The organism is Tatumella saanichensis (genome assembly GCF_000439375.1).
GTDB lineage: Bacteria > Pseudomonadota > Gammaproteobacteria > Enterobacterales > Enterobacteriaceae > Tatumella > Tatumella saanichensis.
In genome coordinates this window covers 19,378-41,627 of record NZ_ATMI01000004.1, presented here as the reverse complement: position 1 = coordinate 41,627, position 22,250 = coordinate 19,378, and the positions used below count along the sequence as shown (strand labels likewise).

Genomic DNA, 22,250 nt, shown 5'->3' with positions numbered 1-22,250 from the left:
TAAAATAACCGCGCTAACGACCCCCGCGGTGCGGTAAGCGTAAACTGTCTCTTTACTGGCTCCGTCTCCTGCTGAGGTGTCGCAGGCGGGGCAGGGGATTAAAGTGCTTAATTACCGGATATTGCAGGCTAAACGTCTTGTACCTTTATATTGAGACTCTGAAACAGCGACTGGATGCCATCAATCAGCTGCGGATCGATCGCGCGATAGCCGCGACTGGGCCGGCATTTCGTCAGGTCTATCAGCTGCTACCTGTGCTGTTGCAGTATCACCATCCTTTGCTGCCCGGCTACACCGGTGGCAATGTTCCCTATGGCATCAGTTTTTTTACTGTGGATGATGAGCAGCGTTCCTTACTGCAACAGTTGCTAGGTCCGGCTCTAAGGTTGCCGGTTTCCCCACCCGGCGAAGCACCGATTACCGGGGTCTACTCGATGGGCAGTACCTCTTCGGTCGGCCAGAACAGTGCTTCTGATCTTGATATTTGGGTCTGCCATCAGTCATGGCTCGATAACGACGAGCGCCAGACATTACAGCATAAGTGTCAGCTTTTACAGGAATGGTGTTATCGCTGCGGGGTGGAGGTCAGTTTTTTCCTGATCGATGAGAACCGGTTTCGTCACAACGAGAGTGGGCATCTGGGGGGAGAAGATTGCGGCAGTACCCAGCATATTCTTCTGTTGGATGAATTTTACCGTTCAGCGGTGCGCCTGGCTGGTAAGCGGATCTTGTGGAACATGGTGCCGGTGGAAGAAGAAGAGCATTACGATGATTATGTGATGTCGTTGTATGCTGGCGGGGCGCTGATGCCTAATGAGTGGCTGGATCTTGGCGGCCTGGGTAGCTTATCGGCGGAAGAGTATTTCGGGGCCAGTTTATGGCAGTTATACAAAAGCATCGATTCCCCCTATAAAGCGGTACTGAAAACCCTGTTACTGGAAGCCTACACCCGCGAATACCCTACCACCCGGCTATTAGCCACGGATATCAAACAGCACCTGCATAACGGTGAGATAATCAGTTTCGGTCTCGACCCCTATTGTATGATGCTGGAGCGTGTCACTGACTATCTGACAGAGATAGAAGATACTGCTCGTCTTGACCTGGTCAGACGCTGTTTCTATTTGAAAGTATGTGAAAAACTGTCGGTGGAGCGACCTCAGGTGAGATCCCTGTGGCGGCGTGAAATCCTCAGTCAGCTGGTGAAAAGCTGGGGATGGGATACTGCACGTTTGCAGATGCTGGACAGCCGTGAACACTGGAAAATTGGTCAGGTTCGTGAGGCGCACAACGAGTTACTGGATGCGATGATGCAAAGTTATCGTAACCTGATCCGCTTCGCTCGCCGTAATAATCTGAGTGTGAGCGCCAGCCCGCAAGATATCGGGGTACTGACGCGTAAACTCTATGCCGCCTTTGAAGCGCTACCCGGTAAAGTTATCTTGGTGAACCCACAAATATCACCGGACCTGTCAGAAGAGGACTTGACCTTTATTCATGTGCCGGAAGGACGGGCAAACCGCCCGGGCTGGTATCTGTATAACCAAGCCCCGGAGATGAGCGCAATTATCAGTCATCAGCCTTTGGAATATAACCGTTATCTGATCAAGCTGGTGGCGTGGTCATGGTTTAACGGTCTGCTCACTGACAAAACAGTGCTGCATATCAAAGGTAATGGCGGTTGTGATGCCGCGCGTCTTCAGGAATTGGTCAGTGACGTGTCACAGCATTTTCCGTTACGCGTATCCACCCCCACGCCGAAAGCACTGTACAGCCCCTGTGAAATCCGCCATCTGGCCATTATGGTTAATTTGGAATATGACCCGACAGCGGAATTTCGTAACCAAGTGGTTCATTTCGATTTCCGTAAACTGGATGTTTTCAGTTTCGGCCAGCAGCAACGTTGTCTTATTGGCAGTATTGACCTGCTGTACCGTAATTCCTGGAATGAGGTGCGTACCCTGCATTTCAACGGTGAACAGTCGATGATCGATGCCCTGAAAACGATTTTGGGCAAGATGCATCAGGACGCGCTGCCCCCAGATCAGGTCGACGTGTTTTGCTACAGTCAGCATCTACGCGGCCTGATCCGTACCCGGGTACAGCAGTTGGTATCGGAATGTATCGATATCCGCTTATCCGGCACCCGTCAGGAGCCCGGTCGCTTTAAGGCACTGAAACTGGCTGGAGATACCTGGGGAGTGTTCTTCGAACGGATGAGCGTCTCGGTGCAGAAGCTGGAGAATGCCGTGGAATTCTATGGTGCTATCTCTAATAACAAACTACACGGTTTGTCGATCAAAGTGGATGCTCAGCATACCGAACTGCCGGCGGTGGTGAATAACTATGCCAGTGAAGGGATTATTCAGTTCTTTTTTGAAGAGTCAGAGCAAGGTGGGGATTTCAGCATTTATATCCTTGATGAGAATAACCGCGCTGAGGTGTACCGGCATTGCGAAGGCAGCAAAGAGGAGCTGGTTCGCGATGTCAGTCGCTTTTACTCCTCTTCTCACGATCGCTTTACCTGCGGCACCGGGTTTATCAATTTTAACCTTCCACAGTTCTACCAGCTCAGTCAGGATCACGGGAAATGGCGAGTGTCGCCGTTTCATTCAGCTACCCATGACGATATTGCAGAGGATCTCTCCCCGCAGATCACCCGAGATCGGCTGCCGCATTCCCGCCTGCCCTAATACGCTGTATCAGAACGTGACTTGTTCACCGGCCTGAGCGGAGCAGGCATCTGCCAATAGACTCCAGAATTCAGCCCCGCTGCGATCGCAGATCCAGTGACCATCCTGTTCACTAAAATGGTAACCGCCAGCTTTGGTCGCTAGCCAGACCTGATGTAACGGTTCTTGGCGGTTAATCACGATTTTACTGCCATTGGCGAAACTCAGCGTCATGACACTGCCGTGGGTTTCGTAATCGATATCGGCGTCGCCGTCATGCTCGTCTAACCGTTCTTCAACCGTCAAAAGTAGCTGGTCTGCCAGCTGATGGAATTCACTGTCGTTCATTATTACTCCCGTGTTTTTTGCAAAGTATAGCGCGCTGAGAATGTTTGCCAATCCCTGTTCTAGGGTGACAGTGGCTTATTGACGAGCTCACAGAGATCTGGGGATTTTCTGTTGCTTTTCCTTGTTCAACTGCGATGATAAGCAGATAAAACTAAGCACAGGTTGAGTGTAATCAAAATGAAAAAAATGTTCGGTTGGCTGGCACTGATTGTGATCCCGGCGGCACTGACGGGCTGCGGGCTGAAAGGGCCGCTCTATTTTCCTAAACAGCCGGTGACGGCACAACAGAAGCAGCAGCAGACAGAGGCCACGGTTCCGCAGGCGGAAAGTGAGACTACCGTGCCAGCGGGGACAGTCGCCCCCTGACCAATAGCTTAACCGGCGGAGCAAAAAATGCAGTTTTCCAAAATGCACGGCCTCGGCAATGACTTTATGGTTGTTGACGCAGTTACACAGAATGTTTTTTTCTCGCCGGAGCTTATTCGCCGGCTGTCCGATCGCCATCTGGGGATCGGCTTTGATCAGTTGCTGATCGTTGAGCCGCCTTATGATCCTGAACTGGATTTTCATTATCGCATTTTTAATGCTGATGGCAGTGAAGTAGCACAGTGCGGCAACGGTGCACGCTGCTTCGCTCGGTTTGTGCGTCTGAAAGGTCTCACCAACAAGAAAGATATTCGTGTCAGCACTCATACCGGCAGAATGGTTCTGACAGTGAATAGTGATGAAACGGTACGAGTAAATATGGGAGAGCCAGATTTTGAGCCTGCCAATATCCCGTTTCGCGCTAATAAAGCGGAAAACCTCTATCTGCTGCGCCTGACAGAGCAAACCGTGATGTTTGGTGCTGTATCGATGGGTAACCCGCACTGTGTTATTCAGGTCGAAAATATTCGCACTGCCGCCGTAGAAGTGATTGGTCCACAGATGGAAAGCCATGAGCGTTTCCCTGAGCGGGTGAATGTCGGTTTTATGGAGGTGGTTTCTCGCTCACATATTCGTCTTCGGGTGTATGAACGTGGCGCCGGAGAAACCCAAGCCTGTGGCAGCGGGGCTTGTGCTGCTGTGGCTAGCGGTATCTTGCAAGGCCTGCTGGCAGAAAATGTACGGGTCGATCTACCCGGCGGTAGTTTACAGATCAGTTGGGATGGTCCGGGGACACCGCTATATATGACCGGTCCGGCTACCCATGTTTATGACGGATTTATTCATTTATGAGAACCGATGAAGAAGCAGAGTTACTGAACAGCATGGCCGCGGACGACCAGTTGGTGTGCGCTTATCTGCAGCGTAATCCTGATTTTTTCATTCGTAATGCCCGCCAGGTTGAACAGATGCAAGTACCGCATCCGGTACGCGGCAGCGTGTCGCTGGTTGAATGGCATATGGCCCGTCAGCGTCATCATATTGAGCAACTGGAAGAAGAGATCACCCTGCTAATGGAACAGGCGACCGCCAATCAGCATCTCTTTAGCCAAGTGATTGCCCTGCAATCCTGTTTGGCTTCGGCGGATAGTCTGCAGGATATGCTGTCCCGTTTGCATCGCTGGGCACGAGATCTCGGTCTGGCAGGGGCCAGTATTCGCTTGTTCAGTGACCAATGGCAGCTTACGGCACCGTCCGGCTTCACCGGTCTCGGGCTCTCCGCTCGGGCCTTTGAGCCGGTACGGATCCAGCGTTTAGGGCGCCAGCAACACTATCTAGGGTCTTTAAATGGCCCAGAGTTATTACTGCTGATGCCGGAGGCGAACGCGATCGGTTCAGTGGCAATGTCGCTGATGGCCGATGACTGCGGGGTAGTGATCTTCAGCAGTCGCGATAAACACCATTACTATCCCGGTATGGGGACAGAATTGTTGGACTATTTGTCCGCTATGCTCCCTGAACTCTTATCCCGTTGGATAAAAAGACGATGAGTCGTGATACCCCCTCGCTGCAACTACTGGGGCCTACCCAGGACTTTTTGCGCTATCTCAAGGTCGAACGACAGCTAAGTCCGCTGACCCTTACCAGCTATCAGCGCCAGTTGGAGGCACTGATCGCGCTGATGACGGATTCTGGTTTACAGCAGTGGAGCCAGTTAGAACCGGCGAGTGTGCGGGCGCTGGCAGCGAAGAGTCGTCGCAGTGGACTGCAACCCGCTAGCTTAGCGTTACGTTTATCAGCGTTGCGCAGTTTTCTCGACTGGCAGGTAGCACAGGGCGTCTTACCGGCTAATCCAGCCAAAGGAGTTGCCACGCCAAAAGCTTCTCGTCATCTGCCGAAAAATATTGATGTCGATGAGATGGGGCAGTTGCTGGATATTGATCTCAATGACCCCTTGGCTGTTCGCGACCGTACCATGTTGGAAGTGATGTACGGGGCAGGATTACGTCTGTCTGAACTGGTCGGCCTTGATTGCCGCCACTTTGATGCAGAGTCAGGAGAGGTCTGGGTCACCGGTAAAGGCAGCAAAGATCGCCGCTTACCGGTGGGCCGTACCGCAGTCGAATGGCTACAGCGCTGGCTATTATTACGCGGGCTGTTTGAGCCTCAGGATGATGCGATATTCCTGTCGAAGCAGGGAAAACGGATCTCTGCTCGAAATGTACAGAAACGCTTTGCCGAGTGGGGGGTAAAGCAAGGGGTCACTAGCCACATTCATCCCCATAAACTGCGCCACTCTTTTGCTACACATATGCTTGAGTCGAGCGGGGATTTACGTGCCGTCCAGGAATTGCTAGGGCATGCCAACCTGTCGACGACCCAAATTTATACCCATCTGGACTTTCAGCATCTAGCGTCTGTCTATGATGCCGCCCATCCCCGTGCTAAACGAGGCGATAAATAATGCATTTTTACCGACCCCCCGGCCCGATCCGGGCGATGAGCTTTGACTTGGATGATACCCTCTACGATAACGCGGAAGTGATCCTGACCACAGTGTCTAAAACTCATCAAGCATTACAGCAGTGGCATCCGTCATTAGCGGATCTGACTGTCAGTGACTATGAGTCTGCCCGTGACCAGGTGGCGGAGCAGGAACCGGAAACGATCCATGATGTCACCCTATGGCGTGAAAAGGCCGTCAGCCTTGTGATGCAGCAAGCGGGTCTGTCAGCAGAACAGTGCCGCCAGGGAATAGGGCATGTGATGTCGGTGTTTGCCCGCTGGCGTAGCGCAGTCACTATGCCGTCACTGACCCATCAGACCCTCCGTTATTTGTCACAGCGCATCCCTCTGGTGGCGATCACTAATGGCAATGCTGACCCCGAAAAAATGGGGATCGCTGGCTATTTTCGCTTTATGTTACGCGCAGGTCCAGATGGACGGGCCAAGCCGGCAGCCGATATGTATCAGTTGACCGCACAGCGTCTGCAGTTACCCCCCAGCGATATTTTGCATATTGGTGACGATTTAACCACTGATGTCGCCGGTGCGATACGCAGCGGTTTTCAGGCCTGCTGGATCAATCCGGGAGATCGCGACCTGATGAGTGCTACCGATGCCAGGTTGTTACCGCATCTCGAAATTTCGCGGTTGGATTCGCTGATGTCGCTGCTATAATGGCTGTAAAAATATACAGCTACTTTTCTCTTAATCGCGGTGCTTATGGACGTTTCTGATCTTCTCAACAGTTTAAATGATAACCAGCGTGAAGCCGTGGCGGCACCGCGCAGCAATTTGCTGGTCCTGGCAGGGGCTGGCAGTGGCAAAACCCGTGTACTGGTCCACCGTATTGCCTGGTTACTGACTGTTGAGAACTGTTCACCCTATTCGGTAATGGCCGTGACCTTTACCAATAAAGCGGCGGCGGAAATGCGTCACCGTATTGAGCAGGTGCTGGGCACCAGCCAAGGAGGAATGTGGATCGGGACTTTCCATGGGTTGGCGCACCGTTTATTGCGCGCTCATCCATTAGATGCCGGGTTACCCGCTGACTTCCAAATCCTCGACAGTGAAGATCAGCTGCGGCTGCTGAAACGCCTGATCAAAGCCCTCAACCTGGATGAGAAACAGTGGCCTGCCCGGCAGGCGATGTGGTACATCAACGGGAAAAAAGATGAAGGGCTACGTCCGAAGCATATTGAAAGTTATGGTAACCCGGTGGAACAGACGTGGCTAAAAATCTATCAGGCTTATCAAGAAGCCTGCGATCGAGCAGGTCTGGTGGATTTTGCCGAACTGCTGCTGCGCGCCCACGAATTGTGGCTGAACAAACCGCATATTCTTAACCATTACCGCGAACGCTTCACCAATCTGCTGGTGGACGAGTTCCAGGATACTAACAACATTCAGTACGCTTGGATCCGTATGCTGGCCGGCGACAGTGGGAAAGTGATGATCGTCGGGGATGACGATCAGTCCATTTACGGCTGGCGCGGCGCACAGGTAGAAAATATCCAGCGTTTCTTGAAGGATTTTCCAGGCGCGCAGACCATCCGTCTGGAGCAGAACTATCGCTCGACCCGTAATATCTTGAAAGCGGCTAATACCTTAATCGCCAATAATGAAGGCCGTTTGGGGAAAGAGTTGTGGACTGAGGACAGCGAAGGGGAGCCCATTTCCCTGTACTGTGCGTTCAATGAACTTGATGAGTCGCGTTTTGTGGTCAGTCGTATCAAGCACTGGCACGAACAGGGCGGTGCGCTGGCAGATTGTGCCATTTTATATCGTAGCAACGCCCAGTCCCGTGTCCTTGAGGAAGCGCTGTTACAAACAAGCCTGCCTTATCGGATCTATGGCGGCATGCGCTTCTTTGAACGTCAGGAAATCAAAGATGCTCTGGCCTATCTACGGCTGATGGCCAATCGTAATGACGATGCCGCCTTTGAGCGGGTGGTGAATACCCCAACTCGTGGCATTGGTGACCGGACGCTGGATGTGGTGCGTCAGGCGGCACGTGAAGGTCAGTTGACGCTGTGGCAGTCCTGCCGTCAACTGCTGAAAGAGAAAATCCTGGCTGGCCGGGCAGCCTCAGCGTTACAGCGCTTTATTGAACTGATTGAGTCCTTATCCCAAGAAACGGCCGATATGCCGCTGCATGTCCAGACCGACCGAGTCATTAAAGACTCTGGATTGTGGATGATGTATGAACAGGAAAAAGGAGAGAAAGGCCAAGCTCGCATTGAAAACCTGGAGGAACTGGTGACGGCAACACGGCAGTTCAGTTATCAGGATGAAGATCAGGATCTGATGCCGTTACAAGCGTTTCTCTCCCATGCGGCCCTTGAAGCTGGAGAGGGCCAGGCGGACAAATGGCAGGATGCAGTACAATTGATGACCATGCACGCCGCCAAAGGTCTGGAGTTCAGTCAGGTATTTATTGTTGGTATGGAAGAGGGCATGTTCCCGAGCCAGATGTCTCTCGAAGAAGGCGGGCGTCTGGAAGAGGAGCGGCGTCTAGCCTATGTCGGCTTGACCCGCGCCATGCAGAAACTGACGCTGACTTATGCGGAAAGCCGTCGTCTGTACGGCAAAGAGGTCAGTCATCGTCCGTCCCGCTTTATCGGTGAAATCCCAGAGGACTGTGTCGAGGAAGTGCGTTTGCGCGCCAGTGTTAGCCGCCCGGTCAGCCATCAGCGTATGGGATCGCCGGTCACGGCCAATGATAGCGGCTATACTATGGGGCAGCGGGTGCGTCACGCCAAATTCGGCGAGGGGACCATTATTAATTTGGAAGGCAGCGGTGATCATTGCCGCCTTCAAGTCGCCTTTCAGGGACAAGGGATCAAGTGGCTAGTCGCCGCCTACGCACGGCTTGAAACTGTCTGATTAAGGTACTGAACTTGACGATTTTTTCATCCCAGCGTAACATGCGCGCACTATTATTATTACGAGGACAATGCCTTGGACACGCCCAGTCGCTGCTGGCACACAGACCTGAATAACAGGCTAACCCGTTAAGGCATCCTCTAACACCGGTCGCCTTATGGTTGCCGGTGACCCCTCTGTTAATCACCGTTATTTGCGTCAGCACTGTTCTGTCACCTGTGTGGTTTCTGTGTTCGGGCACCTGCTGTGCCGATCATGAGTTCCCTGCGAGCTACAGCCTTGTCCCATCCTGTCAGTAATGGGGAGTAACTATTGCTATGCTGAGTGCATATAAACTGGAAGAAAACCGACTGAGTCGTATGGAAATGGAGAGCGATAATATTGCTCTGACCTCCTCAGTGTGGATTGATCTGATTGAACCTGAAGAACAGGAACGTGATTTAGTTCAGACCCAGTTGGGTCAGAGCCTGGCAACCCGTCCTGAACTGGAAGATATCGAGGCCTCGGCGCGTTTTTTTGAAGACGAAGACGGTCTGCATATCCACTCCTTTTTCTTTTATGAAGATGCGGATGACCATGCCGGTAATGCGACCGTGGCCTTTACTATCCGTGATGACCGCTTGTTTACCCTGCGTGAGCGTGAACTGCCGGCTTTTCGCCTGTACCGGATGCGTGCCCGTAACCAAACTCTGATTGATGGCAACGCGTTTGAGTTACTGCTGGACCTGTTTGAAACTAAAATCGAGCAACTGGCAGACGAAATCGAGAATATTTATACGGCGTTGGAAAAACTGAGCCGCGTCATTATGGAAGGTCAACAGGGTGAAGAATACGACGAAGCCCTGTCACGGCTGGCGGAACTGGAAGATATCGGCTGGAAAGTGCGTCTCTGTCTGATGGATACCCAGCGCGCCCTGAACTTCTTGGTGCGTAAAGCCCGTCTGCCAGCGAACCAGTTAGAGCAGGCTCGGGAAATCCTGCGGGATATTGAGTCACTATTGCCGCACAATGAATCGCTGTTTCAAAAGGTAAACTTTTTGATGCAGGCAGCGATGGGCTTTATCAGTATTGAGCAGAACCGGATTATCAAAATCTTCTCGGTCGTGTCGGTCGTGTTCCTGCCGCCGACTCTGGTAGCGTCCAGCTACGGGATGAACTTTGAGTTTATGCCGGAACTGAAGTGGACATTCGGTTATCCAGGCGCAATTGTGCTGATGATCTTAGCGGCCCTAGCGCCGTACCTGTACTTCAAGCGTCGCAACTGGCTGTAACCGTCGGTCGATCAAAAAAGCAGCCCCAGCGGGCTGCTTTTTTTATGGCTGTCGGGTCAGGTAGTGCTGCATCTCCTCTGGCGGCACCATCCCGCCGCCGGTCCCCCAGATAATATGGGTGGCTTTTTCCGGCACAATGTCCGGGTAGCGGTCAGCGGTTAGTTGGGCCACCCCCGGTGCGCCCGCCAGCGCTGACGGCTCCAGTTGTAGATGCTCGGTGCTGTCCAACAGTTGCAGTAACGCGAACAGCTCATTATCGGTCACTGTATAGCAACCGGACATCATCCGAGCCATCGAACGGCCAACAAAACCTGACGGACGGCCGACTGCCAGCCCGTCTGCGGCGGTGTGGTTACTGATACCAAAATCGGTGACAGATAGCTGCTCGTGCAAGCCGGTCATCATCCCCATCAGCATACAGGGGGATTCAGTCGGTTCGGCAAAGAAGCAATGGACGTGGTCACCGAAAGCCAGTTTTAGGCCAAACGCAATCCCACCAGGGCCACCGCCCACACCGCAAGGCAGGTAGACACATAATGGATGCTCTGCATCCACCTTGATCGGTAGCGCGTCGATCTGGGCCTTCAGGCGTTCACCGGCTACGGCATAGCCGAGGAACAGGGTTTTGGAGTTTTCATCATCGACGAAGTAGCAGTAAGGATCACTGTCTGCTTGATGGCGTCCCTGCTCTACGGCTTGACCATAGTCACCCTGATACTCGATGACAGTCACCCCGTGGCTACGCAGTTTGTCTTTTTTCCACTGTCTGGCATCTGCCGACATATGTACGGTGGTTTTAAAACCGAGACGTGCTGCGGCAATACCGATGGATAGTCCGAGGTTACCGGTGCTGCCAACTGCGATTTTATGGCGGCGGAATAGCGACTGACAGGCTTCTCCTGCCAGGATACGGTAATCATCCTCTGTCGACAGCAGACCATACTGTAGCGCCAGTTGTTCAGCATGAAACAGCACCTCATAGATGCCGCCGCGTGCTTTTACGGAGCCAGAGATCGGCAAGTGGCTGTCTTTTTTCAGCCATAACGAGGGAACTGCCGACAAGTGATAGCGTTCGGTCAGGGCGCGGGCGAAGGCCGGCACTTCCTGTAATTCTGATTCAATGATCCCGCCACTTTCGGCCACTTCAGGAAAGGCCTCTGCCAGAAACGGGGCAAAACGTTGTAACCGCTTACTGGCCTGCTGCACATCCTCAGCGGTCAGCGCGATATCATTGAGGGCCTCTGCGAAAGGCACCCGTGCCGAATTACACCAACTGACCGGTTGGCCAGCGAGGATATTGGCGAACAGTGGATAGTCGGTGATCCACTGTTCGCGAGATTTGCCGTATACAACCATGGTTCTGTTTAACTCCCAGTAAAACACTGCATCAGACGGCTGATGCACCCTGTGAAGCAGTTTGGTACTCCTCCACCGGTAGCGGTGGATGGGTGACAGGAGTCAGTAAGTTGACTTGGCTGGCGCTCAGTGCGGCAAAATCCGGCGTTGGACGGCACAGGTCATCGGTGGTTTCACAATAGTCCTCCAATGCCTGGGCGGCCAATAGCAATTCCAGGTCGCCCCGAAACTTACCGATCACCTGCATCCCGAACGGCATATTTTTGTGGTCGACGCCCATCGGCATCGACAGCGCCGGGTTAGTGGCGAGGGTGACCACATAGGTCAGGGCCAGCCAGCGATAATAGTTATCCAGTTTGACACCGTTTACCTCTTCTAGATAAGGCTGTTCCCATGGGAACGGCGATACCGGCGTGACCGGCGACAGGATCAGGTCATACTGGTTAAACAGGGTCTGGAAATGGCGGAAGATTCGGGTCTGTTCGCCATTTCCCCACACACAGTCTTTTAACGACATCTGTGCGCCCAATTCGTAGTTCGCCCGCGGGTTAGGGCCTAACGAATCTGGATCTTTTTCATAGGCAGATTGCAGGCTGGCGACGAAGGCTTCGGCCCGCAGGACGTCGAAGCATTTATGCGCATTTTCCATGCGGAAATCTGCTTCTTCACAACTGGCAAATAGCCCTTGCAGACGGCTGATTTTGTCGCGGAAGACTTGGCGGATGTTATCGTCCACATCACAGACACCAAAATCCTCGGTATAGCCGATCCGTAATCCGGATAACTGGGTGATCGGCAGTTCAGTGATGCTGTCGGGCAAGGTGAAGGGATAACTGAGGGGATCAGTATCGGCTACCCCAACGGTGGCTGCCAGTTGTAACCAAGTATCAGCAACGTTACGGCCCATTGGCCCGACTACGGAGATCGGCGTCCAGCCCAATGGCTTACGTTCACTCGGCACTAGTCCCGGAGAAGGTCGCAGGCCGACTACCCCGCATTTGGCGGCTGGAATACGTAAGGAACCGCCAGTATCTGAGCCGCTGCACAGAGGAACCAGGTTGGCAGCCAGAGCCGCGGCAGAGCCACCGGAGGAACCGCCCGCATTCAACGCTGGGTTAAATGGGTTGCCGGTTGCGCCCCAAACAGGATTACGGGTATTGGCTCCCGCGCCCATTTCCGGAACATTAGTTTTACCGACCATGATGGCTCCGGCACCACGTAGACGCTGTACTAGTTCATTGTCTTGGACCGGGACATTGGCACGGTAGAGCGGCGAACCATAAGTCGTCAGGACGCCTTCTGTTTCTTCGAGATCTTTAATCCCGATGGGTAAACCGCGCAGCAGTCCGCCAGGCTCTCCTCGTAAAATCTCTTGTTCAGCGGCTTTCGCTTCTGTGCGGGCACGATCGAATGAGGTGACACAGAAGGCATTAATTTTCGGGTTGAGGGCATCGATACGACTGATGCAGGCGTCCAGAGCTTCCACGGGGGAGACTTCTTTTGACTCAATCAGACGTTTCAGTTCGGTGGCACTTAGCGTTGTTAACTCATCAGACATACTCAGATTTCCTGTGTGCGGGCGAACATTGTCACCTCAGGGGTAACTTCATTAGTGTATTTTACTTATCAGCCGCGATGACCTCGCTGATATAACAAATAAAACGGATCATCATCGGAGACAATTGTTGATTGGCCCGGGTCTGAATTTCAATTGAGCGATCCTTCTCTTGGAGTTCAGGGACATGCAATGTTTTCAGCAGGCCGCTTTTCAGGCGGTGCCGAACAAATAACTCTCCGCCAAAGGCCACGCCTGCACCGGTGGCGGCAAATTCAGCCAAAGTTTCCAAATTGTCGGACTCAAGCACACTGTGATAACTCACTCCCTGGCGGCTACAGTAGATATCCAGTAACTCCCGCAGGGTTGTGTTCAAACTGGGCAGAGCCAGTGAATAGCCCACAAAATCCTGTAACGTGACTTGGGGAAGCTGTAATAACGGATGGTCAGGGGCGACCAGTGCCAGTAACGGGGCTGGTTGGCTATAGAGCACCTGAATATCCCGCGTTACACTGAGACTGAAATTAAAGCCAACATCCACTTCGCCGTCGCGAACCCGACGGGTCACTTCTTCTGCAGGGGCCACCTGAAGCTGAAAGGTACAGCGGGGTTCAGCGTTACGAAAGCCAGCAATGGCAACCGGCAAAAAGTGTGAAGCAAACCCTTGGGTACAGGCAATTTTAATCCGTGATTCGGTGACCTGGTTGAGCGCCTTGATCTCATTGGTGACCTGTACAGCATCCAGCAGGGTACGGCGGGCATAGGCCGCCAGTAACTCTCCGGCGGGTGTCAGGGTTACGCCGCGTGCTTGGCGTTCAAATAACAGAGTGTCTAACTCCTCTTCCAGACGCCGGATCTGCCGACTGACTGCCGAGGGGACCACATGCATCCGCGCAGCGGCTTCACTGATCGATCCGCAATTGACCACCTGCATAAAGTAGAGAACAGCAGTTTCACTCAGAATTCGGGCATTCATAACTGGGCTATCTCTTGACTAACATGACAGCAGTGTAGCGGAACTCTTATCCGGAAAGGCAGATAAAAGTTCCGCGGTCATGTCATCAGGCTTTCTGTGCCTGTGCTAACTGTACTTCACGGATCTTTTTGGTATTAAAGGTCAGGCTAATCACTACCGCTAAGGCAATCGATGCCAGCAGGAACAGGAAGGCTGACGGATAACTGTTGGTCATCGAGATAATAAAGCCGATGGCCAGTGGCGAGACAAACCCAGCGGCTTGACCACCGAAGTTAATGATACCGATACCGGTTCCAACCAGACGCTGGGCCAGAATTTTGGTTGGCAAGGCGAAGGCCACAGAGAATACAAAGGACTTAAAGAAGTAAGCAATAGTCTGGAAAACAATCACTTCTGTGGTGGTGGCGGACTGATACATGCCGTAGACAAAGATACCCGTCAGAACACAGCTCATCACCAGCATGACTTTCTCTTTACCATCAAACCAGCGGCTCATGATCCAACCCCCCATTGCGGAGGCGACACTGGCAGCAATAAACGGTAGTGGCAACAAAAAGCCCACCGTTTTTAGATCGAGGCCACGGGCTTTCATCAGATACATCGGCATCCAGGCATCAAGTCCTTTGTTGACCATGCTCAGGCAGAACCAGACCAGCATAATTTTCCATAACAACGGCATGCGTAGCAGTTCAGCAACACCGGCACGGTTAATTTTTTGTACTGCGTCGCTTTCACCGCTAGCTTGCAGGTTATTGCGAGGCACGGCGAACCAGTAGATGACGGCGAACATCACTCCGGCAATCCCGATGTAGAAGAACGCATCACGCCAGCCCAGGCCAATAATCAAAGGAGCCATCAGCAGCGGTGCCACAAAACTTCCCAAGTAGTTAGAGGAGATCAGGAAACCCGTCATTTTGGGACGCGCCGGACGCTGGTACAGTTCGGCAATCCCTTTCATGGCAGAGGACGGATAGCCACCTTCACCTAGACCAAACAGGAAGCGGATCACCAGTAATGAGGTCAGCGACCAGGCGAACCCGGTTAATACAGTGAACACTGACCAGAGTGCAATGGAGGTAATGACCACATATTTACTGCCGAAACGGTCGGCTAACCAGCCGCCGGGGATCTGCATCACCGTATAGCCAAGATAGAAGATACTCAGTACTACACCCAGTTCTGCCGGCCCCATATTAAAATCTTTGGCGATATGGGACAGGGAAAGAGAAATGGCACTACGATCAACATAGGAAATCATAAAACCGATATACAGCAGGATAAATGCGAACGTCGGGCTACTCAGTAATTTGCCGGTCTTCATCTGTTTTTCCCCTAGGAGTAAACACGGTTGATGAGGGCATGTTGTGTGCCCTGATAGCCGCCAACAAGTGATTAAATCAGATTACTGGTATGCCAGAAATGCAACGCACCAGGCTTGTGCGGCTGCGCTGTGACAGAGCGGGGTTAAAGCCAGAAAAGACGCTACAGATGGTCTTGGATGGTGCATTGAACCGGTATGAGCCACAGGATTATGCCAGCGAAAGGCGGTAAGATTTTTTTCTTATGATTGCCGGGAGGGCTGAGTCGCTGCTTGCAGCAGCAGCTAGGCTGCTGCTGCGGAGACGATCAGTCTTGAGAGTCGATAATCACTTCTTCACCCAGATCGCCGGCCTTAGGTAACGGTAGATAGGAGGAATTCGAGGCGCGTAATACGCGGATACCTGTCGCTCCGGCCTCACGGGCCGCAGTGATATCACTGTCAGAATCGCCATAGTAGAGGCGGATATTTTTCTGTTTGATCCAACTCACTTTAGTATTTTGGCCCGGTTGGAAGCCACTAAAAATCACCGGATGCATAGCACTATCTGGGATATGGAAATCCTGTTGCAGGGTAGCACTGACGGTCTCTGTTTTGGTGGGCGTACGACCCGTAATAAAGTAGATCGTATCGCCCCGCTGCAGGTGCATGTCGATCAATTGCTGTGCAATTTTTTTCGGCACGCTGAAATCATCCCAGCCGTTATTCATTTTTTGCCAAAACTTTGGGTTATTCAGGTAATCATCGCTACCTGGGGAGAATACCTGTTGGCCATGGACGAACCCTGGCGTGGAATAGAGCAGGGTGTCATCAATATCAAAACCGATGGCCATCGGCGGCTTACCCTGTAAACTGTTGCGGATCTGTGCCACCGATACCCAATGTATCGGCTGCTGGTGGGCCAGTTCTGCTGCGGTAATACCCTGCCAGAGTGGCGTGTTGTCTGACATACTGGCTAGCGCCAGGGGAGGCAGGCATAACGCCTGAATAAGGGCGGCGCTGAGTGCGATTTTGCGGAAAATCATGAACGGGTATCCTAGATTATCATTAGTTATCAATCAGTGGGATATCTCTGATACCACCCGCCCGTGCAAATGTAAAATTAGGATCGCGGCTTTTTGACAGAGGATTTATTTATGCTTACCACTCGCACGCGATTAGCCGATCAAATAGCTGGCGGTGGCGGTGGCGATATACAGCTGATCCTGATTGTGCAGTTCCACCCGTGCGACCGCGACTTTATTGCCTGCCCGCAGTAATTGTGCGGAGGCGATAAACGTATCGCCCCTGCCTGGACGTAGGTAATCTACCCGCAGGTCAATGGTGCCCATCCGCGATAAACGCTGCCTAAGCTCTTCCTCACTGATCATATCCTGACGGGTCAACGCGTGGTTAACACAGACCAGTCCGGCGGCAACATCCAGCACCGAGGCGATGACGCCACCGTGTAGAATTTTCTGGGCGGCATTACCGACCAGCGCAGGTTTGTTGGGCAGACGTAGGCTGGCATGCTGTTCGTCCAGCGTCAGTAATTCCAGCCCCAAGGCCTGATTAAAGGGCATACTGCTGATGAATATTTCACTGACTAACGTCCGTGCCTGGTGCTGTGTCAGATAACGAAGCGACATAATTTACCTTTGCCTGAAAAATTGTTCTGAGCAGTTTCGAGTGAATTCTCATATTATGCTGTAGTTTCTGTTGTCGCTAGGTGAAAACCGGTGACCTATTGATAGAGGGTATGCATGTAATGCCCCGTTTTTTGTCTTTTCAGTTAGGGTGACTGTGATGCGTTTGTTTTTCTATGGGGCTGTTGCTGCCCTGGTAATGCCTGTGCTGGCTCAGGCACAAGAGGCGACGATCAGCGACGTGCATGATGATCCGGCAGTGCGTGGCAGCATAATCGCTAACTTACTGCAAAAGCATGATAATAATTTTCTACTGTATCCGTATGAGGACAACTATGTGCTCTATACCGATACCAGTAATATGAACAGTTCAGCGATCTCCAGTTATAGCTGGGCGGATCATGCCAAAAAAGATGAACTGAAATTCCAGCTCAGCTTGGCCTTTCCGCTATGGCGCGGCATTGCCGGGGATAACTCGGTGCTGGCGATGTCCTATACACAGCGCTCTTGGTGGCAGATCTCAAATACTCGGGAATCTTCTCCCTTTCGTGAAACCAACTATGAACCGCAGCTATTTGTTGGCTGGGCGACGGATTATCAGTTAGGGGGGTGGACCCTGCGCGATGTCGAGACGGGCCTGAACCATCAATCGAATGGCCGCAGTGATCCGACGTCACGAAGCTGGAACCGTGTCTATGCCCGTTTTATGGCAAAAAATGGTAATATGCTGGCTGAAATTAAGCCTTGGTATCGGATCCCCGAAAGTGCGAGCAGCGACGATAATCCGGATATTACTAAGTATATGGGCTATTACCGGGCCAAACTCGGGTATATGCTCGGGGATAATATCTTTAGTATCGAAGGCACCTACAACTGGAACACCGGTTATGGCGGTGCGCTGATGGGCTGGAGCTATCCGCTGACTAATCATGTGCGTTTCTATACTCAGCTGTATAGCGGTTACGGCGAATCCATGATCGACTACAATCATCGTCAGACCCGTATCGGCGTCGGCGTTACGTTAAATGATATTTTCTGATTAAAGAGTGCAGGGCATTTGTGACAACAATGGCAGTAATTCCGCAGCAGGAACAGGCTAAACAGGTCCTGCGGGATGTTTTTGGTTATCAGCAGTTTCGTCCCGGCCAGGAAGCGATTATTAATGCCTCACTGGAAGGAAGGGACTGTTTGGTGATCATGCCGACCGGCGGCGGGAAATCCTTGTGTTATCAAGTGCCGGCACTGGTCAGCGAAGGACTGACACTGGTGGTTTCTCCCCTGATCTCCCTGATGAAAGATCAGGTCGATCAGTTGCTGGCCAACGGCGTTATGGCTGCCTGCCTGAACTCCTCGCAAAGTCGAGAAGAGCAGCAGCAAATCTATGCTGATTGCCTACAGGGGCGCATACGTTTGCTGTATGTCGCGCCAGAACGACTGATGATGGAGAGTTTTCTTGAGGCCCTGAGCCTGTGGCGACCGGTAATGTTGGCGGTCGATGAAGCGCACTGTATTTCACAGTGGGGGCATGATTTTCGCCCCGAATACGGTGCTCTCGGTGGGTTACGTCAGCGCTTCCCAACATTACGCATTATGGCATTAACGGCGACGGCGGATAATGCTACTCGCCATGATATTCTTCAGCAGCTACAGCTGGATAATCCATTGGTGCAGATCAGTAGTTTTGATCGGCCTAACATCCGCTATACCCTACTGGAAAAATATAAACCTACCGAGCAGCTACTGCGCTATGTGCAGGATCAACGAGGCAAGTGCGGGATTATCTACTGTAACAGTCGCGCCAAAGTGGAAGATACTGCAGCACGTTTACAGAGCCGGGGGATCAGCGCCGGGGCTTACCATGCCGGTCTTGAGCCTCAGCAACGGGCCCGTGTACAGGAAGCTTTTCAGCGCGATGATGTTCAGGTTGTGGTAGCCACCGTGGCGTTTGGGATGGGGATCAACAAGCCGAATGTCCGCTTCGTGGTACACTTTGATATTCCGCGTAATATTGAATCCTATTATCAGGAAACCGGCCGTGCCGGGCGTGATGGGCTGCCTGCTGAGGCAATGATGTTGTATGATCCGGCGGATATGGCTTGGTTGCGCCGTTGCTTGGAAGAAAAAGCGCCGGGGGCGATGCAGGATATCGAACGCCATAAACTGAATGCGATGGGGGCTTTTGCCGAGGCGCAAACCTGTCGGCGTCTGGTGTTGCTCAATTATTTCGACGAAGGCCGCCAGCAACCTTGTGATAACTGTGATATCTGTCTGGACCCACCACGACGTTATGATGGACTGGTAGATGCACAGAAAGCATTATCTGCGATCTATCGCGTCGGTCAGCGCTTTGGCATGGGCTATATCGTGGAGGTGATCCGCGGTTCGGCAAACCAGCGTATCAAAGAACAGGGGCATGACGCACTACCAGTGTATGGTATTGGCCGTGAACATTCGCATGAACACTGGGTAAGTGTGTTGCGTCAGTTAATCCATCTCGGTTTTGTTACGCAAAATATCAGCCAGCATTCTGCCCTGCAACTGACGGAAGCGGCACGGCCAGTATTACGCGGCGAACATTCGTTGATGCTAGCGGTGCCGCGCTTGGCGGTCGCCAAGCCCCGCCAGGGCAACAGCCGTCTACCGGGCGGTAATTATGATCGTAAGCTGTTCGCTAAACTGCGTAAGTTACGTAAAACCATTGCTGATGAGGAAAGTGTTCCGCCTTATGTGGTGTTCAATGATGCCACATTGATTGAAATGGCAGAAATACTGCCAGTCACAGCCTCGGAGATGCTGGGGGTAAACGGTATTGGTCAGCGTAAGCTGGAGCGATTTGGTCGGCCGTTTATGGTGATGATAAAGCAACATCTCAGTGACGAGTAACCCTTCTCTTTTCTCTTTTTTTGTCAGGAAGTTGCAGTATGTTGATGTCGTTTCTTACCTTGGCTGTTGTGCAATTATTGGCACTGATGAGCCCAGGTCCAGATTTTTTCTTTATTTCTCAGACTGCCGCCAGTCGTTCACCGCGCGAAGCCTTTATGGGCGTATTTGGCGTGACACTCGGCGTCGCTATTTGGGCCGCCGTGGCACTGTTAGGCTTGAATCTGCTGCTGGAAAAGATGGCCTGGTTGCATCAGATCATTATGCTGGGGGGCGGGATTTATCTGTTGTGGATGGGCTGGCAGTTACTGCGTTCAGCGCGTCATCAGCATCGCCATCCGCCAGTCCCCGGCAGTGAACCGGTATTACCCCGTCGTGGGCATACCTTCTTACGCGGGTTACTGACGAATCTGTCGAACCCTAAAGTAGTGATCTACTTTGGTAGTGTCTTTTCACTGTTTGTCGGAGAGGATGTGTCTGCCCTGCAGCGCAGCGGGATTTATGCGCTGATCCTGCTGGAGACTTTTGGCTGGTTCACCTTGGTCGCGACCCTGTTTTCTCTCCCTTGGATGCGCCGTAAGTATCAGCAGACCGGTAAATGGCTGGATGGCGTCGGCGGCGTGCTGTTCACCGCCTTTGGTCTGCACCTGATACTGACCCGTTAACCGATTTCCTTTCCAGGCCGGCGGCCTGGAAAGGAACATGACTTAGATCCCGCGACGGGCGGTTGCCAGCACGACACCGATGGCGATAAACACGCTGCCAAAAATACGGTTGAGCAACAGCATCTGACGGGGGCCTTTGATCCAGCGGGAGATACGGGTAGCCAGCACGGCATATCCCTGCATCACCAGGATATCCACCACAATGGTGGTCACGCCCAGTACCAGATACTGCAGTACCAGTGGCTGATGCGGCAGGATAAACTGCGGGAATAGCGCGGCCAGGAAAACGATACTCTTCGGGTTGGTCAGGTTGACCAGTAAGGCACGCTTATAGAGTTTTCCCCGTGAGGTAGCTTTAGCAACCGCATTAAGGTCTATTGCACCACGGGCACGCCACTGCTGAATACCGAGCCAGATCAGATAGGCTGCCCCCGCCCATTTCAAGACCTGGAATGCCATCACAGAGTGCGAGAATAGCGCTCCAAGACCGATACCGACCAGAATAATATGAGCAGCCAGCCCGGTTTGTAGCCCAGCAATTGCAATCTGTGTTTTTTTATAGCCATGGCTTATGCCAGTACTCATGGTGTTTACGGCACCGGATCCTGGCGACAGGCTCAGGATGGTAGTGGTCAGCAGGTAGGTGAGCCACCATTCGAAGGTCATTGAGAAAGCTCCAATCATCAGCAGAAGGGCGATAGAATACGTTATAATCCCTGATGACGATACAATCAGTTATGGGTGTGACAGTCAGTGAAAGCGCCGAAGGAACCGTGATGAAACAGCATACGCAACGCTGGTTGCACCGTGAAAAAGAGTTTTCGGCGTTTGTGAACGGACCTCTTCTCCATTTCTGGCAGAGACGCCAGGAAAAACAGTTTATGGGTAAAGATTCTCTGACCATTCGTTATGTCAGTTTTACCTCACCCCGGCATCGGCGGGCGGTGCTGATCTCTCCGGGACGGATTGAAAGTTATGTAAAGTATCCGGAAGTGGCTTACGACTTATTTCAGTGCGGATATGATGTTTTTATCATTGATCATCGTGGTCAGGGGCGTTCGGATAGGATGCTAGAAGACAGTCATCTAGGCCATGTTGAGCACTTTTCTGATTATGTCGATGACCTGTACACCCTTTATCAGCGAGAGTTTACCACTACACGCTATCAGCAAAAATTCGCCGTGGCGCACTCCATGGGTGGAGCCATCCTTACGCTGTTACTGCAACGCCAGCCTGATCTGTTTGATGCAGTGACGTTAGTGGCACCAATGTTTGGCATTGTGCTGCCGATGCCAGAGTGGATGGCTGAGAAAATTTTAAATTGGACCGAAACACGTTCGGGGCTACGGGAAGGCTTTGCGCTAGGGACCGGCCGCTGGCATGCGCCGCCTTTTGCCATGAATACTCTGACACACAGCCGTGTGCGTTATCAGCGTAACCTGCGTTTTTATGCAGACGACCCGGCATTACAGGTAGGCGGACCGACCGCCCACTGGGTACGTGAAAGTATGGCAGCGGGGCACCAGATCCTTAACGATGCCGTATCAGCCACGACACCGATGATGATCCTGCAAGCAGAAGAGGACCAAGTGGTGGATAATCAGGCACAGAATGCATTCTGTGAGGCGAGGAAGCGTGCGGGGACCCCCTGTGATGGTGCTGCTCCGGACGTTATCCTTGGGGCTCGGCATGAGATATTATTCGAAAAGGACGATATGCGTGCCAGGGCGCTGAATGTTATCGTGCGTTATTTTGAGGGTTTCAAAGCACCGACGCTGGCTATCACGACCACGACGCCAATTCTTCCTGATAGTCTGGTCTGATTGTTAA

Annotated in this window: 20 protein-coding genes; 12 read left to right on the top strand and 8 right to left on the bottom strand. The window is 52.4% G+C overall.

What is annotated here, in order from left to right; genetic code table 11:
- Positions 1–137: 137 nt before the first annotated feature.
- Positions 138–2,693 carry a class I adenylate cyclase gene (locus DW47_RS0102945; RefSeq protein WP_084689022.1) on the top strand — a complete coding sequence of 852 codons (2,556 nt, stop codon included), beginning with the start codon at positions 138–140 and terminating at the stop codon, positions 2,691–2,693.
- A gap of 9 nt (positions 2,694–2,702) precedes the next feature.
- On the opposite strand, the gene cyaY is transcribed toward DW47_RS0102945, so the two are convergent.
- Positions 2,703–3,020 (bottom strand): iron donor protein CyaY, encoded by a 318-nt coding sequence (gene cyaY / locus DW47_RS0102940; RefSeq protein WP_029684855.1) that lies wholly within the window; start codon positions 3,018–3,020, stop codon positions 2,703–2,705.
- Positions 3,021–3,197: 177 nt separating this feature from the next.
- Here cyaY and lptM point away from each other — a divergent pair, with 177 nt between their 5' ends.
- From lptM to corA, 7 genes are all read left to right on the top strand, one after another.
- On the top strand, positions 3,198–3,386 hold the full coding sequence (lptM, locus tag DW47_RS0102935; protein WP_029684854.1) for an LPS translocon maturation chaperone LptM: 189 nt from the start codon (positions 3,198–3,200) through the stop codon (positions 3,384–3,386).
- Between the two features lie 27 nt (positions 3,387–3,413).
- Positions 3,414–4,238 (top strand): diaminopimelate epimerase, encoded by an 825-nt coding sequence (gene dapF, locus DW47_RS0102930; protein ID WP_029684852.1) that lies wholly within the window; start codon positions 3,414–3,416, stop codon positions 4,236–4,238.
- Positions 4,235–4,936, top strand: coding sequence for a DUF484 domain-containing protein (locus tag DW47_RS0102925; RefSeq protein ID WP_029684850.1), 702 nt, complete (start codon positions 4,235–4,237; stop codon positions 4,934–4,936). The genes dapF and DW47_RS0102925 overlap by 4 nt, the downstream gene beginning before the upstream one ends.
- The gene (gene xerC / locus DW47_RS0102920; protein ID WP_029684849.1) at positions 4,933–5,850 is read left to right on the top strand and encodes a tyrosine recombinase XerC; all 918 of its coding nucleotides are present in this window, start codon (positions 4,933–4,935) and stop codon (positions 5,848–5,850) included. The genes DW47_RS0102925 and xerC overlap by 4 nt, the downstream gene beginning before the upstream one ends.
- Positions 5,850–6,566, top strand: coding sequence for a 5-amino-6-(5-phospho-D-ribitylamino)uracil phosphatase YigB (yigB, locus tag DW47_RS0102915; RefSeq protein ID WP_029684848.1), 717 nt, complete (start codon positions 5,850–5,852; stop codon positions 6,564–6,566). Before xerC ends, yigB begins: the two co-directional genes overlap by 1 nt.
- Positions 6,567–6,611: 45 nt before the next feature.
- Positions 6,612–8,774 (top strand): DNA helicase II, encoded by a 2,163-nt coding sequence (uvrD, locus tag DW47_RS0102910; RefSeq protein ID WP_029684847.1) that lies wholly within the window; start codon positions 6,612–6,614, stop codon positions 8,772–8,774.
- A gap of 317 nt (positions 8,775–9,091) precedes the next feature.
- Entirely contained in the window at positions 9,092–10,045 is a 954-nt protein-coding gene (corA, locus tag DW47_RS0102905; protein WP_029684846.1) for a magnesium/cobalt transporter CorA, read from the top strand.
- Positions 10,046–10,087: 42 nt separating this feature from the next.
- Here the strand turns inward: corA and dsdA are convergent, their stop codons facing one another.
- The 6 genes from dsdA to DW47_RS0102875 all read right to left on the bottom strand — a co-directional run bounded on the left by dsdA (position 10,088) and on the right by DW47_RS0102875 (position 16,878).
- Complete coding sequence (gene dsdA, locus DW47_RS0102900; RefSeq protein WP_029684844.1) at positions 10,088–11,401, bottom strand: D-serine ammonia-lyase; 1,314 nt, start codon at positions 11,399–11,401, stop codon at positions 10,088–10,090.
- Positions 11,402–11,432: 31 nt separating this feature from the next.
- On the bottom strand, positions 11,433–12,959 hold the full coding sequence (locus tag DW47_RS0102895) for an amidase (RefSeq protein WP_029684843.1): 1,527 nt from the start codon (positions 12,957–12,959) through the stop codon (positions 11,433–11,435).
- A gap of 61 nt (positions 12,960–13,020) precedes the next feature.
- Positions 13,021–13,932 (bottom strand): LysR substrate-binding domain-containing protein, encoded by a 912-nt coding sequence (locus DW47_RS0102890; RefSeq protein ID WP_029684841.1) that lies wholly within the window; start codon positions 13,930–13,932, stop codon positions 13,021–13,023.
- 85 nt (positions 13,933–14,017) lie between these two features.
- The gene (locus tag DW47_RS0102885; protein WP_029684840.1) at positions 14,018–15,253 is read right to left on the bottom strand and encodes an MFS transporter; all 1,236 of its coding nucleotides are present in this window, start codon (positions 15,251–15,253) and stop codon (positions 14,018–14,020) included.
- Between the two features lie 305 nt (positions 15,254–15,558).
- Positions 15,559–16,275, bottom strand: coding sequence for an acid phosphatase AphA (aphA, locus tag DW47_RS0102880; protein WP_029684838.1), 717 nt, complete (start codon positions 16,273–16,275; stop codon positions 15,559–15,561).
- 132 nt (positions 16,276–16,407) lie between these two features.
- Positions 16,408–16,878, bottom strand: a complete 471-nt coding sequence (locus DW47_RS0102875) for a thioesterase family protein (protein WP_029684836.1) — start codon at positions 16,876–16,878, stop codon at positions 16,408–16,410.
- Between the two features lie 157 nt (positions 16,879–17,035).
- Between DW47_RS0102875 and pldA the strand changes: the two genes are divergently transcribed.
- The 3 genes from pldA to rhtC are packed head-to-tail and all read left to right on the top strand — an operon-like array spanning position 17,036 to position 20,420.
- Positions 17,036–17,914 (top strand): phospholipase A, encoded by an 879-nt coding sequence (pldA, locus tag DW47_RS0102870; protein ID WP_029684835.1) that lies wholly within the window; start codon positions 17,036–17,038, stop codon positions 17,912–17,914.
- A 20-nt stretch (positions 17,915–17,934) separates the two neighbouring features.
- A complete protein-coding gene (gene recQ / locus DW47_RS0102865) occupies positions 17,935–19,758 on the top strand; it encodes an ATP-dependent DNA helicase RecQ (RefSeq protein ID WP_029684834.1) in 1,824 nt (607 codons plus the stop codon).
- Positions 19,759–19,796: 38 nt separating this feature from the next.
- A complete protein-coding gene (gene rhtC / locus DW47_RS0102860; protein WP_029684833.1) occupies positions 19,797–20,420 on the top strand; it encodes a threonine export protein RhtC in 624 nt (207 codons plus the stop codon).
- A gap of 42 nt (positions 20,421–20,462) precedes the next feature.
- Here rhtC and rhtB read toward each other — a convergent pair whose 3' ends face one another.
- Positions 20,463–21,086, bottom strand: a complete 624-nt coding sequence (rhtB, locus tag DW47_RS0102855; RefSeq protein ID WP_029684832.1) for a homoserine/homoserine lactone efflux protein — start codon at positions 21,084–21,086, stop codon at positions 20,463–20,465.
- A gap of 110 nt (positions 21,087–21,196) precedes the next feature.
- Here rhtB and pldB point away from each other — a divergent pair, with 110 nt between their 5' ends.
- Positions 21,197–22,243: a lysophospholipase L2 gene (gene pldB, locus DW47_RS0102850; protein WP_071846601.1), complete on the top strand. Its 1,047-nt coding sequence runs from the start codon at positions 21,197–21,199 to the stop codon at positions 22,241–22,243.
- Positions 22,244–22,250 lie beyond the last annotated feature (7 nt).

What these genes read in the sequence shown, in the direction of transcription:
- cyaY (WP_029684855.1), bottom strand. Translation starts at nt 3,020, where the DNA reads ATGAACGACAGTGAATTCCATCAGCTGGCAGACCAGCTACTTTTGACG.
- dapF (WP_029684852.1), top strand. Translation starts at nt 3,414, where the DNA reads ATGCAGTTTTCCAAAATGCACGGCCTCGGCAATGACTTTATGGTTGTT.
- corA (WP_029684846.1), top strand. Translation starts at nt 9,092, where the DNA reads ATGCTGAGTGCATATAAACTGGAAGAAAACCGACTGAGTCGTATGGAA.
- lptM (WP_029684854.1), top strand. Translation starts at nt 3,198, where the DNA reads ATGAAAAAAATGTTCGGTTGGCTGGCACTGATTGTGATCCCGGCGGCA.
- uvrD (WP_029684847.1), top strand. Translation starts at nt 6,612, where the DNA reads ATGGACGTTTCTGATCTTCTCAACAGTTTAAATGATAACCAGCGTGAA.
- aphA (WP_029684838.1), bottom strand. Translation starts at nt 16,275, where the DNA reads ATGATTTTCCGCAAAATCGCACTCAGCGCCGCCCTTATTCAGGCGTTA.
- DW47_RS0102925 (WP_029684850.1), top strand. Translation starts at nt 4,235, where the DNA reads ATGAGAACCGATGAAGAAGCAGAGTTACTGAACAGCATGGCCGCGGAC.
- DW47_RS0102890 (WP_029684841.1), bottom strand. Translation starts at nt 13,932, where the DNA reads ATGAATGCCCGAATTCTGAGTGAAACTGCTGTTCTCTACTTTATGCAG.
- dsdA (WP_029684844.1), bottom strand. Translation starts at nt 11,401, where the DNA reads ATGGTTGTATACGGCAAATCTCGCGAACAGTGGATCACCGACTATCCA.
- rhtC (WP_029684833.1), top strand. Translation starts at nt 19,797, where the DNA reads ATGTTGATGTCGTTTCTTACCTTGGCTGTTGTGCAATTATTGGCACTG.
- pldA (WP_029684835.1), top strand. Translation starts at nt 17,036, where the DNA reads ATGCGTTTGTTTTTCTATGGGGCTGTTGCTGCCCTGGTAATGCCTGTG.
- xerC (WP_029684849.1), top strand. Translation starts at nt 4,933, where the DNA reads ATGAGTCGTGATACCCCCTCGCTGCAACTACTGGGGCCTACCCAGGAC.
- DW47_RS0102875 (WP_029684836.1), bottom strand. Translation starts at nt 16,878, where the DNA reads ATGTCGCTTCGTTATCTGACACAGCACCAGGCACGGACGTTAGTCAGT.
- rhtB (WP_029684832.1), bottom strand. Translation starts at nt 21,086, where the DNA reads ATGACCTTCGAATGGTGGCTCACCTACCTGCTGACCACTACCATCCTG.
- pldB (WP_071846601.1), top strand. Translation starts at nt 21,197, where the DNA reads ATGAAACAGCATACGCAACGCTGGTTGCACCGTGAAAAAGAGTTTTCG.
- DW47_RS0102895 (WP_029684843.1), bottom strand. Translation starts at nt 12,959, where the DNA reads ATGTCTGATGAGTTAACAACGCTAAGTGCCACCGAACTGAAACGTCTG.
- DW47_RS0102885 (WP_029684840.1), bottom strand. Translation starts at nt 15,253, where the DNA reads ATGAAGACCGGCAAATTACTGAGTAGCCCGACGTTCGCATTTATCCTG.
- yigB (WP_029684848.1), top strand. Translation starts at nt 5,850, where the DNA reads ATGCATTTTTACCGACCCCCCGGCCCGATCCGGGCGATGAGCTTTGAC.